General features: G+C 69.1%; 15 protein-coding genes. 10 read left to right on the plus strand and 5 right to left on the minus strand.

What is annotated here, in order from left to right; genetic code table 11:
* Window positions 1–28 precede the first annotated feature (28 nt).
* From AC1DJH_RS01145 to AC1DJH_RS01165, 5 genes are all read left to right on the plus strand, one after another.
* Entirely contained in the window at window positions 29–820 is a 792-nt protein-coding gene (locus tag AC1DJH_RS01145; RefSeq protein ID WP_478184414.1) for a sulfurtransferase, read from the plus strand.
* Between the two features lie 13 nt (window positions 821–833).
* Window positions 834–1556 carry a response regulator gene (locus tag AC1DJH_RS01150; RefSeq protein ID WP_472119219.1) on the plus strand — a complete coding sequence of 241 codons (723 nt, stop codon included), beginning with the start codon at window positions 834–836 and terminating at the stop codon, window positions 1554–1556.
* A complete protein-coding gene (locus tag AC1DJH_RS01155; RefSeq protein WP_478184415.1) occupies window positions 1501–3111 on the plus strand; it encodes a sensor histidine kinase in 1611 nt (536 codons plus the stop codon). Before AC1DJH_RS01150 ends, AC1DJH_RS01155 begins: the two co-directional genes overlap by 56 nt.
* Before the next feature lie 155 nt (window positions 3112–3266).
* Entirely contained in the window at window positions 3267–3797 is a 531-nt protein-coding gene (locus AC1DJH_RS01160) for a tripartite tricarboxylate transporter TctB family protein (RefSeq protein WP_478184416.1), read from the plus strand.
* 4 nt (window positions 3798–3801) lie between these two features.
* Window positions 3802–5370, plus strand: coding sequence for a tripartite tricarboxylate transporter permease (locus tag AC1DJH_RS01165; RefSeq protein ID WP_435483523.1), 1569 nt, complete (start codon window positions 3802–3804; stop codon window positions 5368–5370).
* 126 nt (window positions 5371–5496) lie between these two features.
* Here the strand turns inward: AC1DJH_RS01165 and AC1DJH_RS01170 are convergent, their stop codons facing one another.
* The 4 genes from AC1DJH_RS01170 to AC1DJH_RS01185 all read right to left on the minus strand — a co-directional run bounded on the left by AC1DJH_RS01170 (window position 5497) and on the right by AC1DJH_RS01185 (window position 8337).
* A complete protein-coding gene (locus AC1DJH_RS01170; protein WP_478184417.1) occupies window positions 5497–6420 on the minus strand; it encodes a pirin family protein in 924 nt (307 codons plus the stop codon).
* A 40-nt stretch (window positions 6421–6460) separates the two neighbouring features.
* Entirely contained in the window at window positions 6461–7012 is a 552-nt protein-coding gene (locus AC1DJH_RS01175; RefSeq protein WP_472119207.1) for a flavodoxin family protein, read from the minus strand.
* Window positions 7013–7146: 134 nt separating this feature from the next.
* Entirely contained in the window at window positions 7147–7557 is a 411-nt protein-coding gene (locus AC1DJH_RS01180) for a DoxX family protein (protein WP_435483520.1), read from the minus strand.
* Between the two features lie 78 nt (window positions 7558–7635).
* Entirely contained in the window at window positions 7636–8337 is a 702-nt protein-coding gene (locus AC1DJH_RS01185; protein WP_435435778.1) for a pirin family protein, read from the minus strand.
* Between the two features lie 163 nt (window positions 8338–8500).
* On the opposite strand from AC1DJH_RS01185, the gene AC1DJH_RS01190 reads away from it, so the two are divergent.
* The 5 genes from AC1DJH_RS01190 (at window position 8501) to AC1DJH_RS01210 (ending at window position 13731) form a co-directional block, all read left to right on the plus strand.
* The gene (locus tag AC1DJH_RS01190) at window positions 8501–9454 is read left to right on the plus strand and encodes a LysR substrate-binding domain-containing protein (protein WP_472119201.1); all 954 of its coding nucleotides are present in this window, start codon (window positions 8501–8503) and stop codon (window positions 9452–9454) included.
* 119 nt (window positions 9455–9573) lie between these two features.
* Window positions 9574–10665, plus strand: coding sequence for an NAD(P)/FAD-dependent oxidoreductase (locus AC1DJH_RS01195; RefSeq protein WP_472119199.1), 1092 nt, complete (start codon window positions 9574–9576; stop codon window positions 10663–10665).
* Window positions 10666–10672: 7 nt separating this feature from the next.
* Entirely contained in the window at window positions 10673–11575 is a 903-nt protein-coding gene (gene gluQRS, locus AC1DJH_RS01200; protein ID WP_478184418.1) for a tRNA glutamyl-Q(34) synthetase GluQRS, read from the plus strand.
* Window positions 11572–12354 carry a tRNA (guanosine(46)-N7)-methyltransferase TrmB gene (gene trmB / locus AC1DJH_RS01205; RefSeq protein WP_478184419.1) on the plus strand — a complete coding sequence of 261 codons (783 nt, stop codon included), beginning with the start codon at window positions 11572–11574 and terminating at the stop codon, window positions 12352–12354. The genes gluQRS and trmB overlap by 4 nt, the downstream gene beginning before the upstream one ends.
* Before the next feature lie 192 nt (window positions 12355–12546).
* The gene (locus tag AC1DJH_RS01210; protein WP_478184420.1) at window positions 12547–13731 is read left to right on the plus strand and encodes an ABC transporter substrate-binding protein; all 1185 of its coding nucleotides are present in this window, start codon (window positions 12547–12549) and stop codon (window positions 13729–13731) included.
* A 45-nt stretch (window positions 13732–13776) separates the two neighbouring features.
* Here AC1DJH_RS01210 and AC1DJH_RS01215 read toward each other — a convergent pair whose 3' ends face one another.
* Window positions 13777–14499, minus strand: coding sequence for a Crp/Fnr family transcriptional regulator (locus AC1DJH_RS01215; protein ID WP_472119188.1), 723 nt, complete (start codon window positions 14497–14499; stop codon window positions 13777–13779).
* Window positions 14500–14522 lie beyond the last annotated feature (23 nt).

The raw sequence follows: 14522 nt of genomic DNA on the forward strand, positions 1-14522 counted from the left end.
GAGTTAACGATCCCTACAATCGCCCCCCGTGCAAGAGATTTTGAATATCGCGGCCTACAAATTCGTAGGCATAGACGACAGCCCCGTGCTGCGTGAAGACCTGCGCGCCCGCGCCCAGGCCCTGGACCTCATGGGCACCATCCTGCTGGCGCCCGAGGGAATCAACCTGTTCCTGGCCGGCGCCGCCGACGGCGTTCGGGCTTTTCTGGCCCATTTGCGCGCCGATGCGCGCTTTGCCGACCTGGAAGCCAAGGAAAGCTGGTCGCAGGCCCAGCCCTTTCGCCGCATGCTGGTGAAGCTCAAGCGCGAGATCATCCGCATGGACCACCCCGCCATCCAGCCCTCGGCCGGCCGCGCGCCCGGCGTGGACGCGCCGACGCTCAAGCGCTGGCTCGACCAGGGCCATGACGACGAAGGCCGTGAAATTGCGCTGCTCGACACGCGCAACGACTTCGAGGTCGACGAGGGCAGCTTCGACGGCGCGATCGACTGGCGCATCACCAAGTTCACCGAATTCCCGCCCGCGCTCAAGGCGCACCGCGCCGACTTCGCGGGCAAGACGGTGGTGAGCTTCTGCACCGGCGGCATCCGCTGCGAGAAGGCGGCGATCCTGATGCGCGAAGAAGGCGTGGAGCATGTGCTGCAGCTCGAAGGCGGCATCCTGAAATATTTCGAACAGGTGGGTGGTGCGCACTACCACGGCGACTGCTTCGTGTTCGACGGCCGGCGCGCGTTGTCGCCCGACCTGAGTGCGCGCGCGGCCGACGCCAGCGCGCGCGCGTCGGAAGACGTCGACCTGAATCTCGGCCTCAAGAAGTAACCGGCAGCCTCCCATGCGCATCCTCCTGGTGGAAGACGAACTGGACATGGCCTCGTGGCTGATCCGGGCGTTGACCCAGAGCGGCTTCGTCGCCGACCACGCGCCCGACGCGCGCACGGCCGAGGCCTTCATGGCCGGCACCGAGTACGACGCCATCGTGCTCGACCTGCGCCTGCCCGACAAGCACGGCCTGAGCGTGCTGGCCGACATGCGCAATGCCGACGACCGCACGCCGGTGCTGATCCTCACCGCGCAGGGCGCCCTGCAGGACCGGGTGCGCGGCCTGAACCTGGGCGCCGACGATTTCCTGACCAAGCCTTTCGAGCTGGTCGAGCTCGAGGCGCGCCTCGCGGCGCTGGTGCGGCGCAGCCGCGGCAAGCAGCACCCGCGCCTGCAATGCGCCTCGCTCTCGTACGACAGCGAAAGCCACGCCTTCACCTTGCGCGGCACGCTGCTGTCGCTCACGCCGCGCGAGCAGGCCGCGCTCACCGCGCTGCTGATGCGCAGCGGCTCGCCGGTGGGCAAGCCCCAGCTGTTCGCCAAGGTGTTCACCAACGACAGCACCGCGGGGCCCGACGCCATCGAGGTGGTGCTGCACCGGCTGCGGCGCAAGCTGGCCGACAGCGACGTGCGCATCGTCACCGTGCGCGGCCTGGGCTACATGCTCGAGAGCATTGCCGATGGATCCTCAGCCCCCCGTGCGCCCCTCGCTTCCGACCTCGCCGACACCGACTGAGCCCCAGCGCTTCGGCATCCGCGCGCGCCTGCTCGCGCTGCTGCTGCCGGGCATGGTCGCGCTGCTGGCGCTGGACAGCTGGAACGACTACCACGCGCTGACCGACTCGCTGGTGGTCGCCTACGACCAGAGCCTGCTCGAACCCGTGCAGGCGCTGGCCAACGGCATCGTGGTGGCCAGTGACGGCAGCGTGCGCGTGCAGGAGCCCTTCTCGATCCAGGCGATGTTCGAGTCGACGCACCTGCGCTACAAGTACCTGCATGTCGGGGTGCAGCGCATTCCCAAGGGCGAGACGCTGGACGTGAACTCGCCCGAGACCACGCTCATGGGGGTGCCGGGCCTGCCCCGCCCACCCGAACACATGCAGCAGCGCCCGCCCGACGGCACGCCGGTGTTCTACGACGCGGTGCACGAACAACACCCGGTGCGCGTGGCCGCGCTGCGCCAGACGGTGTACGACCACGTGCACCCGGGCGTGTCGTACAGCGTGCTCGTGCAGGCGGCCGAGGGCACCGGCCCGCGCACCGACGCGCAGGCCGAATCGCTGCGCCAGGAGCTGCTGCGCGACACGCGCATGGTGTTGGTGATGGCGCTGCTGGTGTGGCTGGGCGTGGCCTGGACGCTGCGCCCGCTGGACCGCCTGCGCCGCTCGCTGCGCGAGCGCCCGCGCGACGACCTGAAGCCGCTCGACGCCAGCGGCGTGCCGCAGGAAGTGGCACCGCTGGTGGACGCGGTGAACCACCACATCGCGAGCCACCGGCGCATGGTGGCCGAGCAGTCGCAGTTCCTGGCCGATGCCTCGCACCAGTTGCGCACGCCGCTGAGCATCCTGTCGATCCAGGCCGGCTACGCGGTGCGCGAGACCGACCCGGCACGCATGCGCGAGTCGCTGCACGCCATCGTGGCGCAGCTGTCGCGCACGCGCCGCCTGAGCGAGCAGCTGCTGGCGCTGGCCCATGCCACCACCGAGGACGACGTCGCGCCGGCCGGGCTGCCCGTGGTCGACCTGAACGCCATTGCGCGCGGCGTGGTGCTGCAATACCTGCCGCTGGCGCGCGAGAACGACCAGGACCTGGGCTGGGTCGACGCGCGCGGCGACAGCGCCGCCCAACACATCGCCGCCCCTGACGACGACTCCGACGGCACCGACGAGGCAGACGACGCGAACGACACGCCCGTGCTGCCCGTGGCCGCCAACGCCGCCGAAGTGCACGAGGTGCTGGCCAACCTCGTGCACAACGCCATCAAGTACACGCCACGCGGCGGCAACATCACGGTGACCGTGCGGCGGGAAGCCTCCCACGCATTGGCGGAGGTGTGCGACAGCGGCCCGGGCATTCCGCCCGAGCGGCGCGACAGCGTGTTCGAACGTTTCCATCGCGATGCGTCCGTGGGCACGGGTGCCGCGCACGGCGCGGGCCTGGGCCTGACCATTGCGCGCAGCTATGCGCGGCGCAACGGCGGCGAGATCGAACTCGACAGCGCGGACATGCCTGAGAGCGCAACCGGCGGCGGCCTGCGCGCCATTCTTCGGCTGCCGCTGCACGCCTTCTGACGGGCCCGCGAAGCCAGTTTTTGCAAGGGTTTCACCGGATACGACGGTACGTGATTACACGTATTTTGAGGGTCGGCGAGGCGTTTGAGACTTCTCCGAAAGGGGATTGAAAGCCTCGATTCCTAGACTGCGCTCCTTCCCAACGAAGGAGACTTATGCAGCACCCGCTCGGTGAAAATCCGGCCTCTCACGCGCTTCGGCCCGCATCGAAATTCAAGAAAGACTACTACGGCGGCGCCCTGCTGATCGTCATTGGCCTGGCCGCCGTCTATGCCGGCGTCGGCTACCGCGTGGGCGAGCTCGCGCACATGGGACCGGGCTTCTTCCCGGTCGCGCTGGGCGCGCTGCTGGCGCTCACGGGCCTGCTGATCGCCGTCTCGGCGCGCGGCGACAAGCCCGCCACCGGCGCCAGCGAAGAGGCCGCCTCGCACGGTCACCCGGGCGGCATGCCCGACATTCGCGGCGGCGTCTGCATCATCCTGGGCATCCTCGCGTTCCTGCTGTTCGGCGAGTACGGCGGCCTGCTGCCGGCGACCTTCGCCATCGTGTTCATCTCGGCGCTCGGCGACCGCGACAACACGCTGACCGAGGCCTTGCTGCTCTCCCTCGCGATGTGCTTCATCGCGGTCGTCGTCTTCTGGTGGGCGCTCAAGCTGCAGCTCCCCCTGTTCCAGTGGGGAGGCTGAAATCATGATCGGTCAATCACTGCACGACCTGTGGTTCGGCTTCGGCGTGGCCTTCCAGGGCTCGAACCTGATGTGGTCCTTCTTCGGTGTGCTGGTGGGCAACCTGATCGGCGTGCTGCCGGGCATGGGCGCGCTGCAGGCCATCTCGATCCTGCTGCCGCTCACCTACGTGATGCACCCGGTGCCCGCCATCCTGATGCTGGCCGGCATCTTCTACGGCTCGCAGTACGGCGGTGCCATCGGCGCCATCCTGATGAACATGCCTTCGCACCCGCCGCATGCGGTCACCTGTCTGGACGGGTACCCCATGACCAAGCAGGGCAAGGGAGGCGTCGCGCTCGGGGTGACGATGATCGCCTCGTTCTTCGCGGCGTCGGTCGGCATCATCGTGATGATCTTCGCCTCGCCGCTGCTGGTGCAGATCGCCTTCAAGTTCGGCCCCACCGAGATCTTCTCGATCATGATGCTGGGCCTGCTGGCAGGCTCCACCATGTCGCGCGGCTCCCCGCTCAAGGGCGTGGCAATGACCCTCTTCGGCCTGCTGTGCGGCGTGGTCGGCACCGACGTGAACAGCGGCAGCTTCCGCTTCGCGTTCGGCCTGCCTGAACTCAGCGACGGCCTGGAGCTGGTGGCGATCTCGATGGGCCTGTTCGGCGTGGCCGACTTCCTGCTCAACGTGAACCGCATGAAGGCCATCGGCGACACCGGCACGCTCAAGCTGAGCGACATGCGCCCGAGCAAGGAAGAGCTCAAGCGCGCCTTCCCCGCGATGATCCGCGGCACCATCGTCGGCACGGTGTTCGGCGCCATGCCCGGCACGGGCCCGACCATCACCACCTTCATCGCCTACGCGCTGGAGCGCAAGGTGTCGAAGACGCCGAACAAGTTCGGCACCGGCATGATCGAAGGCGTGGCCGGCCCCGAGGCCTCGGCCCACTCGAAGACGCAGGTCGACTTCATTCCGACCATGAGCCTGGGCATTCCGGGCGACGCGGTGATGGCGCTGATCCTGGGTGCGCTGCTGATCCAGGGCATCCAGCCCGGCCCGCAGCTCATCACCGAGCATCCGGACATCTTCTGGGGCCTGATCGCCTCGTTCTGGATCGGCAACGTGATCCTGGTGGTGCTGAACGTGCCGCTGATCGGCGTGTGGGTGAAGCTGCTGAAGGTGCCCTACAAGTACCTGTTCCCGGCCGCGATGTTCTTCATTGCGACCGGCGTGTACAGCACGCAGAACAGCCTGTTCCAGATCTGGGAAGTGCTGGTGTTCGGCATCGTCGGCGCCTTGCTGATGTCGCTGGAGTTCTCGGTCGCGCCCATCCTGCTGGGCTTCGTGCTCGGGCCGATGGTGGAAGAGAACTTCCGCCGCGCGCTGCTGCTCTCGCGCGGCGACATGTCGGTGTTCGTGACGCGCCCGATCAGCGGCACCTTCATCGGCCTGTGCGTGCTGCTGCTGGCCGGCGTGGGCTTCTCGGCCTGGCGTGCCCGCGGTGGGCGCAATGCGGTGATCGAATTGCCGAAGGCCCCGTCGGGTGCGTCGCCCTCCGAAACCGTGGCGATCGGCAACGAGTAATCCGCTCACCCCGCGTGGCGCTCTTCGCGCCACGCAAAAACAAAAGGGCCCGATGCGTCGGGCCCTTTTTTTCGTCTGCGCGAACCGCGCGGTGTCAGACCGGGGTCACACCTTGTCCTACCGGACTTACACCGGCGTGGTGCCCGTGTCTGGCTCGCGCACGCCGAAGGGCTTGCCCGGCAGCGGAATGAATTCGGTCTCTCCGGGCACATGGCCCATGCGCTGCGCAGCCCAGTCGGCGCCCGCTTCGAGGATGCGCTCGCGCCGGCTGGAGACGAAGTTCCAGGTGATGTAGCGCGGGCCGTCGAGCGGCGCGCCGCCGATGACCATCAGCCGCGCCGCAGTGCTCGACGTGAGCACTGCGCCCTGCCCGTCGGACAGCACGGCCATCGTGTGCGCGGGAACCGGCTCGCCGTCGACGGCAATGTCGGCATCGACCGCGTACACGGCCAGCTCGGGTGCCAGCGCAGGAAATTCGAAGCGCCCGCCCGCGGGCAGCGCGATGTCGAGGTACACGGTGTGCGAGAGCGTCTTCACCGGCGAGCGCGCGCCGAAGGCCTCGCCCACCAGCACGCGCACATCGGCACCCTGCGCCACCAGTTCGGGAATCGCCTCGGCCGGCGTGTGCTCGAAACTGGGCTCGGCTTCTTCATGCGCCTGCGGCAACGCAGCCCACAGCTGCAGGCCGTGGTTGACGTAGGTGTCGGCCTTCAGGCGCTCGGGCTTGCGTTCGGAGTGCACGATGCCGCGCCCGGCGGTCATCCAGTTGATGGCCCCAGGCAAGATTTCCTGCACGCTGCCCAGGCTGTCGCGATGCATCATCGCGCCCTTGAAGAGATAGGTGACCGTGGAGAGGCCGATGTGCGGATGCGGCCGCACGTCGTGCTCGCTGCCGGGCTGCTCGGCGGCCGGGCCGAAATGGTCGAAGAAAACGAAGGGGCCGACCGAGCGGCGCTGCGCCGCGGGCAGCAGGCGCCGCACCTTGAAGCCACCACCCAGGTCCTTGTCGTGCGGTGTGAGCAGCTGGGGGTCTTGGGTGGCGTCGGTCATCGTGTTCTCCGTGAGGGCTGGGTATGGACTGGGTATCGAATTACCCGCGTGATGTTGCCACTGCGGCAATGCGCTCGCCGAACGCGCGGGCGGTGTCGAGGTCGCCCTTGGGAATCTCGGCCGAACTCGCATCCGACGGCGACTGCGTCAGCAGGCCGCCGTAGCCGCCCACGTAGTTCATCGAGTCGCGCGTGGCCGCCTTGTTGTTGGTCGGCAGGATGCCCATGCTGACCCAGATGCCGCTGTGCTGCATCGCCAGCGTCCACAGGTAGCTCATGGTGGTGACCTTGTCGCCGTTCATCGTCGCGCTGTTGGTGAAGCCCGCGAAGAGCTTGTCCTTCCAGCCCTGCGTGTACCAGACCTTCGACGACGCATCGGCGAACTTCTTGAACTGCCAGCTCACGCCGCCCATGTAGGTGGGCGAGCCGAAGACGATCATGTCGGCGGCGGCCAAGGTTTCCCAGCCGCCTTCGGGCAGGTTGCCGTCGGCGTCGATGGCGAGCAGCTGCGCACCGGCACTGTCCGCCACGGCCTGCGCCACGCGTTGGGTATGGCCGTAGCCGGAATGGAAGACGACGACGATGTTTGCCATGGTGAGAGCTCCTGAAGGGATGTGGGGGGCTTTTCGCGAAACACCGAGGAACCGGCTTTGCCGGGCCTGCGGTGTTGCCCCCGGCGAGGGGGGAGTAGAAGCGACACGCAGTGCGTGAAGTCTGGGGGGAGAGCTTAGTTTCTATCGATGCTGAAGCGGCCCGGGCCGAAGGCTGCGAAGGACAGCAGGCCGCCGGCGATGGCCATGTTCTTGAAGAACTGGATATTCTGCGTAGCGTCGGCCCAGAACTTGTGGAAGAACAGTGCGGTGGCGACCGTGAAGATCGCCATGATCAGCGCCGTCCAGCGCGTCTTGAAGCCGACCAGCAGCGCGATGCCCAGGCCCAGTTCCACAATGATCGCGATCGCTGCCGCCACCTCGGGCAGCGGCAGGCCCGCCACCTTGGTGATGTAGCCGACGGTGCCCGCGAAGCCCATCAGCTTGCCGAAACCGGCAGGAATGAACAGCGTGGCGATCAGGATGCGGCCGACGAGCGCCAGTGTGTCCTGGGCTGCAGCAAGGGGGTGGTTGGTGGTGGTTGCCATGGTTGAAAACTCCTCGGTTGTTGAAATGTGAAAGGGAACAGAAAAAAGCCGGGGGCGCGAGGCATCCGGCAGGGGAAATCAGGCGGCCAGGTCGAACACCAGCACTTCGGCGTCCTTGCCCGCGCCCAGTGCCAGTTGCGACTCGCCTTCGAGCATCGCGGCGTCGCCGCCCACGAGCTTCTGGCCGTTCACTTCGAGCTCGCCGCGCACCAGGTGCACGTAGCTCTTGCGCGCCGGGTCGAGCGCCAGGCTGGCCTTTTCTTCGCCGTCGAGCAGGCCGGCGTACAGGCGGGCGTCGGCATGCACCGTCACCGAGCCGTCGCTGCCGTCGGGCGAGGCGACCAGGCGCAGCTTGCCGCGCTTCTCGGCGTCGCTGAACGCCTTCTGCTCGTAGCCCGGGGCAATGCCGTGCACGTTCGGCTGGATCCAGATCTGCAGGAAGTGCGTGGTCTCGTCCTTCTTGTGGTTGAACTCGCTGTGCATCACGCCGCGGCCCGCGCTCATGCGCTGGACGTCGCCAGGCGGAATGGACTCGATGTTCCCCATGCTGTCCTTGTGCGCCAGTTCGCCAGAAAGCACGTAGCTGATGATCTCCATGTCCTTGTGGCCATGGGTGCCGAAGCCGGCGCCCGCGGCCACGCGGTCTTCGTTGATCACCCGCAGGTTGCCGAAGCCCATGTGGGCCGGGTCGTAGTAGCCGGCGAAGGAAAAGCTGTGGAACGAGCGCAGCCAGCCATGGTCGGCATAACCGCGTTCCTGTGATTTACGGACTTGCAACATCGTGAACTCCTTGGCGGCCCTGCCCCAGTGGGGGCTGTCCGGGCCTTCTTTGCATGCCGCGCCGGATGCGCAGCGGATGTAAAGAACTTTAGGCCCGCACCCCCTTCGAAAAGATGCTGCGGTTTGATGGCACCATTCAAATAATTTGATCAATGGAGCCGCCATGCCTAGCCCCCGAGATGTGCTGACCCCCGACGCCCTGTCGATGCTGCAGACCGTGGCCGCCACCGGCAGCTTTGCCGCTGCCGCCCGCGCGCTCGACCTGGTGCCCAGTGCGCTGAGCTACCGGGTGCGCCAGATCGAGGACGCGCTCGACGTGCTGCTGTTCGACCGCAGCGCCCGCCAGGCCAAGGTGACCGAGGCCGGCGCCGAGTTGCTGCGCGAGGCCGAGCGCCTGCTGAGCGACATCGACGCGGTGGCCAATCGCGTGAAGCGTGTGGCCACCGGCTGGGAGCCGATGCTGACCATCGCGGTCGACAGCGTGATCGCGCGCGACCCGCTGCTCGACCTGGCCACCGCCTTCTTCGCGCTGGAGCCGCCCACGCGGCTCAAGCTGCGCGACGAGACGCTGCTGGGCACCATCGAGGCACTGACCAGCGGCGAGGCCGACCTGGCCATCGGCGCGGTGATCGACGCGGCGAGCCTGACCTTCACCGCCACCGGCATCCGCAGCCGGCTGATCGGCGAGCTGCGCTTCGTCTACGCCGTGGCGCCGCACCATCCGCTGGCGCGCCTGCCGCAGCCGCTGAGCGACGCCGTGCTGCGCCAGCACCGCGCAGTGGCGGCCGCCGACTCGGCCCGCCATGGAACGCCGATGACGGTCAACCTCATGGGCGGGCAGGACGTGCTCACGGTGCCCAGCATGCAGGCCAAGATCGCGGCGCAGTTGCATGGGCTGGGCGGCGGCTTTCTTCCCGAGCCGATGGCGCGGCCCTACATCGAGGCCGGCCACCTGGTCGAGCTGAAGACCGAGCGCAAGGCGCCGCTGGGCACCATGCATTGCGCATGGCGGGTGCGCAGCGCGGGCAAGCCGGGGCGCGCGCTCGAATGGTGGCTCGCGCAGTTCGAGCACGAAGGCACGCGGCGTGCGTTGCTGGAGCGGCACCGGGGTCGATAAGGATGACGCAGATTCCGCGCGGCCGCGCTAAGGGTGTGCCCTCAGGCGAAGCCCCTGCCGGACCGATGTAGAGTGCGGACACATCCAACCGCATTCCCTCCAGAAGAAAAGAGTCTTTCATGACCACTCGCGCCAAAGCACAGTCGGCAAAGCCGGCCGACCGCCACCGAACCCCAGCCACCCCGCGCCACTACGCCGTCGTCGGCGCCGGCATCGCCGGGGTGGCCTGCGCCCGCACGCTGGTGCAAGCCGGCCACAGGGTCACGCTGTTCGAACGCGACGCCACGGCCGGCGGGCGCATGGCGAGCATCGACACGGCCTTCGGCCGCTTCGACAGCGGCGCGCAGTACTTCACCGTGCGCGATCCGCGCTTTGCACTGGCGCTGGAGACCGCGCCCGGTGTGTGCAAGCGATGGAGCGCCAACCTGGTGCGCGTGCTCGACGCCCACGGCCGCGTGGCCGAGGCCGCCCTGCCCTCGCTCGAACCGCATTGGGTGGCCCAGCCCGGCATGCACGCGCTGGTGGCCCATTGGGCCAAGCCGCTGGGCGACAGCCTGGTCACCGGCACGCAGGTCACGCAGATCGAGCCCGATGCGCTCGACCCCAAGCGCTGGCAGCTGCGCACCGCGGGTGCGGAAGACTCCCAGCACGTGTACTCCGGCTTCGACGCCGTCCTGCTGGCCGTGCCGCCGTCGCGCGCCCGCGCGCTGCTGGGCGACGGCAAGCTCTCGGCCACGCTGAGCCGCAAGGTGGAGCCGGTGCGCATCGCTCCCTGCTGGACGCTGATGGTCGCCTACCCCCAGGCCAACCAGCCCACCATGTCGCACCTCGGCCCGCAATGGAATGCGGCGCGCAGCACCCACCACCGCGTGGCGTGGCTGGCGCGCGAATCGTCCAAGCCCGGCCGCGAACGCATCGAGCGCTGGACGCTGCAGGCCAGCGCCGCCTGGTCGCAGGAGCACCTGCGCGACGACGCACCGCGCGTCGAGGCCAAGTTGCTGCGCGCCTTTGCCGAGATCACCGGCATCCATGCCACGCCCTCGCATGCCCAGGCGGTGTGCTGGAACGAAGCGCAGACCCAGGTGCCGGTGGGCACCACCCACCTGTGGGATGCCAAGGCACGCATCGGCGTGGCCGGTGACTGGTGCACGGGCCACCGCGTGGAAGACGCTTTCCTCTCGGGCCTGTCGCTGGCACTCGCAGTGATCTGATGGCGGAATGGGGGAGACCGGCCGCTTCGCGCCCTCGCCCACCGGGCCGCTGCATGCGGGCTCGCTGGTGGCTGCGCTTGCGAGCTGGCTCGACGTGCGCGCCCGCGGCCCGCAGGCGCGCTGGCTGATTCGCATCGAGGACGCCGACACCGAGCGCTGCCTGCCCGGCATGGGCGAGCACATCCTCCAGCAACTGGCCGCCTGCGGCCTGCTGCCCGACACCCCCCCCGTGTGGCAGACGCAGCGCACCGCGCGCTACGAGGCCGCACTGGCCACCTTGCAGGCGCGCGGCCTGGCCTACCCCTGCGGTTGTTCGCGCAAGGACATCGGCGAGGCGCTGGCCAGGCTCGGCCAGACACCCGAACGGCACGGCGAGCGTGTCTACCCCGGCACCTGCCGCGACGGCCTGCACGGCAAGCCCGCGCGCGCCTGGCGCTTTGCCGCTTTCAAGCTGGACGCCGACGTGTGCTGGACCGACCGGCGCCTGGGCCCGCAGCAGCAGGACGTGGGTCGCGAGGTCGGCGACTTCGTGCTGCGGCGCGCCGACGGGCCCTGGGCCTATCAACTGGCCGTGGTGGTCGACGACGCCGAACAAGGCGTGAGTGACGTGGTCCGCGGCGAAGACCTGGCCGACAACACGGCGCGCCAGGTGCTGCTGCAGCGCGCGCTCGGTTTCCCCACACCCGGCTACCTGCACACGCCGCTGGTGCGCGGCGCCGACGGCGACAAGCTGTCCAAGCAGAACGGCGCCACCTCGATCGACACCGGCACGCCGCAAGCCGCGCTGGCCGCGCTCGACCGTGCCGCGCAGGTGCTGGGGCTGTCCCCCGCCACGTCCACCGATTGCGCCGCCGCATTGGCCGCCTGGGTGCCCGAATGGCGCGCTCTCTACAATTCGCGGCCCTCATGAACATTCCCGACACCGTGCCCCACGACCTCCCGCCCAGCGACGATGCGCCCGCCTCCGAAGACGGTGAGAGCGGCGACAGCAGCCGCGACGCGTCCAAGCCGCACCCGCTGCACCGCCGCCTCAAGAGCTTCGTGAAGCGCGCCGGGCGCACCACCGACGGCCAGGCGCGCGCCTTCGCCGAGCTGGGCCCGCTGTTTTTGCTGCCCTACCAGGCCGAGCCGCTCGACCTCGCGGCAGCCTTCGGCGGGCGCGACGCGCCGACGGTGCTGGAGATCGGCTTCGGCATGGGCGAGGCCACCGCGCACATCGCCACGGTGCTGCCCGAAACCAACTTCCTGTGCTGCGAGGTGCACGAGCCCGGCGTGGGTGCGCTGCTCAAGCGCATCGGCGAGCAGTCGATCCCGAACATCCGCATCTGCGCGCACGATGCGGTCGACGTGCTCGACCACATGCTGCAGCCCGGCACGCTGGCCGGCGTGCACATCTTCTTTCCCGACCCGTGGCACAAGAAGCGCCACAACAAGCGCCGCCTGGTCCAGCCCGAATTCGTGACCAAGCTCGCGCAGCACCTGCGCCCCGGCGGCTACATCCACTGCGCCACCGACTGGCAGCCCTACGCCGAGCAGATGCTCGAGGTGCTGGCCGCCGAGCCGCTGCTGCGCAACACGGCCGAGGCCTACGCGCCCAAGCCCGCGTACCGCCCGCTCACCAAGTTCGAGAACCGCGGCATCAAGCTGGGCCACGGCGTGTGGGACCTGGTGTTCGAGCGCGCCGCCTGAGCGGGCGCCGGCCGGGGGCGGGCGCGCAAGGCGCCAAAGGGCCGAAGGGCCGAAGGGCCAAAGGGCCAAAGGGCCGCAACCTTTGAAGCCGGGCCGGCCGGCCCGGTGATTTGCGCGATCTACGCGTCCTCCGCCTTCCCCCTTGGCCCTGAAATTGCTACACTTTTTTACTACTGTTAAAGAAAGTGTCCAATGAACGCATCGCGCAGGGAATGGCTGGCCAAGGCATATGGTGCGACGCTGTTGGCCAGCGGCGTCGGCGGCATGGCGGGCCCCGTCATGGCGCAGACCACCCGCGCCGCGGCGGGTGCCGCAGGCGGTGCCCCGCGCGTGGTGCTGCTGGGCCAATCGGTGCCGCTCACCGGCGGGGCCAGCGAAATCGGCAGCGCCTTCGCCGCCGGCAGCCGCCTCGCAGTGACCGACTTCAACGAACGCAACGCCGCCAGCGGCCTCCAGCTGAAGCTGCTGCAGCTCGACGACGGCTACGACGCCGCCCGCGCCACCGCCAACGCGCGCACCCTGCTCGGCGCGAACAAGGCCGACATGCTGTTCGGCTTCGTCGGCACGGCCAGCAGCGAGGCCGGCGCGAACGTCGCCACCCAGCAGGGCAGCCTGCTGTTCGCGCCCTTCGCGGCCGCCGACAACCTGCGCGGCACCGACCATCCCAACGTGTTCCATGTGCGGCCCGGCATGATCGACGAGGCCCTCAAGATCGTGCGCCAGTGCGCCACCGTGGGGCAGACGCGCGTGGCGCTGGTGGGCGACGACGACGCCATGGGCCGCGCCGGCCTCGCGGCGGTCGAGCAGGCCATCGCCGAGCTGAAGCTGCCCGCGCTGGTCGCCACCGCGCTGGTGCCGCCCAACGGCGACAAGCTCGGCGCCGCGCTGAAGGGCGTGCAGCAGAAGTCGCCGCAGGCCATCGTGCTGGTGTCGCTGTCGGGCACCACGGCCAACGCCATCCGCACGCTGCGCAAGAGCGGCTACACGGGCAACTTCATGGCCTTCTCGATCGTCGGCATCGACCCGCTCTACGCCATGCTGGGCAAGGACATCGGCGGCATCGTCATCTCGCAGGTGGTGCCCTCGCCGAGGCCCTCGGCCATTCCGATCGTCAAGGAATACCTCGCGGCCGTGGACACCTCCGACCAGACCGCGTCGTACGAAGGGCTCGAGGGCTTCATCGCGGCCAAGGCGGCCGGCGAAGCGGTGCGCCGCGCGGGCCGCGGCTTCAACACCGCGACCCTGCAACGCACCATGACCGGCATGACCGACTACGACGTGGGCGGCTTTCGCATCAACCTGCGCCCGGGCCTGCGCGACAACGTGCGCCGCATCGACCTGATCAGCATCTCGGCCGACGGGCGCATCCTTCGCTGAGCCGCGCACGGGCCGATGCCCGTGCGTGCCTCCCTGCAACGGGCATCAGCCGGTGCTCACCAGCGCCTGCAGCGCATCGAGCGACAGCAGTTCGATGCGCCCGTAGCCCAGCGCGATCACGCCCTCGCCGGCCAGCGCATTGAGTTCCTTCGACAGCGTTTGCCGCGTCACGCCGAGCATCATTGCCAGCGCCTCCTGCGACAGCATCACCACGTGGCGAAGGTGCACCGACTGCGTAGCGTCGCCGCGCGCCAGCACCAGCAGCCGGTGCGCCACCCGTGCGCGCAGGCTGCGCAGGGTGGCGTCTTCCGTCAGGCCGTAGAGCATGCGCACGCGCGCCGCCAGCAGCGCGACCATGGCATTGGAAAAGACCACGTCGCGCATCTGCCGCGCGAAGGCCTCGGGCGGCACCACCAGCAGGTCGAGCGCTTCTAGCGCGGTGGCATCGTGGGTGCGGGGCGACCCGTCGATCAGCGTGATCTCGCCGAACCAGATGCCCGGCTCCAGCATCGCGAGGATGGCCTCGCGCCCGTCCTGGCGCAGCGACGAAATCTTGATGGTGCCGGCCACCAGCCCGTAGAAGCCGCCGCCCGCCGCCTCGATCGAGTCGCCCTGGCGGAACACCATTGCGCCGCGGCGCACATGGATGAGCTCGGCCGCGCCCACCAGCGCGTCGCGCTGCGCGCGCGGCATGCTGGTGAACCACGGGTTGCGCTCCAGCGCCGCGCGATGCGGGGCGGAAAGGCGTGGCTTGGTGGTGGGAGGCATCTGTCCGCAAGGGTGGGCCGTCC

Source organism: Variovorax sp. 10N412, assembly GCF_056394985.1.

Coding starts and splice junctions, on each gene's coding strand:
- AC1DJH_RS01150 (WP_472119219.1), top strand. CDS start 834: ATGCGCATCCTCCTGGTGGAAGACGAACTGGACATGGCCTCGTGGCTG.
- AC1DJH_RS01155 (WP_478184415.1), top strand. CDS start 1,501: ATGGATCCTCAGCCCCCCGTGCGCCCCTCGCTTCCGACCTCGCCGACA.
- AC1DJH_RS01160 (WP_478184416.1), top strand. CDS start 3,267: ATGCAGCACCCGCTCGGTGAAAATCCGGCCTCTCACGCGCTTCGGCCC.
- AC1DJH_RS01165 (WP_435483523.1), top strand. CDS start 3,802: ATGATCGGTCAATCACTGCACGACCTGTGGTTCGGCTTCGGCGTGGCC.
- AC1DJH_RS01170 (WP_478184417.1), bottom strand. CDS start 6,420: ATGACCGACGCCACCCAAGACCCCCAGCTGCTCACACCGCACGACAAG.
- AC1DJH_RS01175 (WP_472119207.1), bottom strand. CDS start 7,012: ATGGCAAACATCGTCGTCGTCTTCCATTCCGGCTACGGCCATACCCAA.
- AC1DJH_RS01180 (WP_435483520.1), bottom strand. CDS start 7,557: ATGGCAACCACCACCAACCACCCCCTTGCTGCAGCCCAGGACACACTG.
- AC1DJH_RS01185 (WP_435435778.1), bottom strand. CDS start 8,337: ATGTTGCAAGTCCGTAAATCACAGGAACGCGGTTATGCCGACCATGGC.
- AC1DJH_RS01190 (WP_472119201.1), top strand. CDS start 8,501: ATGCCTAGCCCCCGAGATGTGCTGACCCCCGACGCCCTGTCGATGCTG.
- AC1DJH_RS01195 (WP_472119199.1), top strand. CDS start 9,574: ATGACCACTCGCGCCAAAGCACAGTCGGCAAAGCCGGCCGACCGCCAC.
- gluQRS (WP_478184418.1), top strand. CDS start 10,673: ATGGGGGAGACCGGCCGCTTCGCGCCCTCGCCCACCGGGCCGCTGCAT.
- trmB (WP_478184419.1), top strand. CDS start 11,572: ATGAACATTCCCGACACCGTGCCCCACGACCTCCCGCCCAGCGACGAT.
- AC1DJH_RS01210 (WP_478184420.1), top strand. CDS start 12,547: ATGAACGCATCGCGCAGGGAATGGCTGGCCAAGGCATATGGTGCGACG.
- AC1DJH_RS01215 (WP_472119188.1), bottom strand. CDS start 14,499: ATGCCTCCCACCACCAAGCCACGCCTTTCCGCCCCGCATCGCGCGGCG.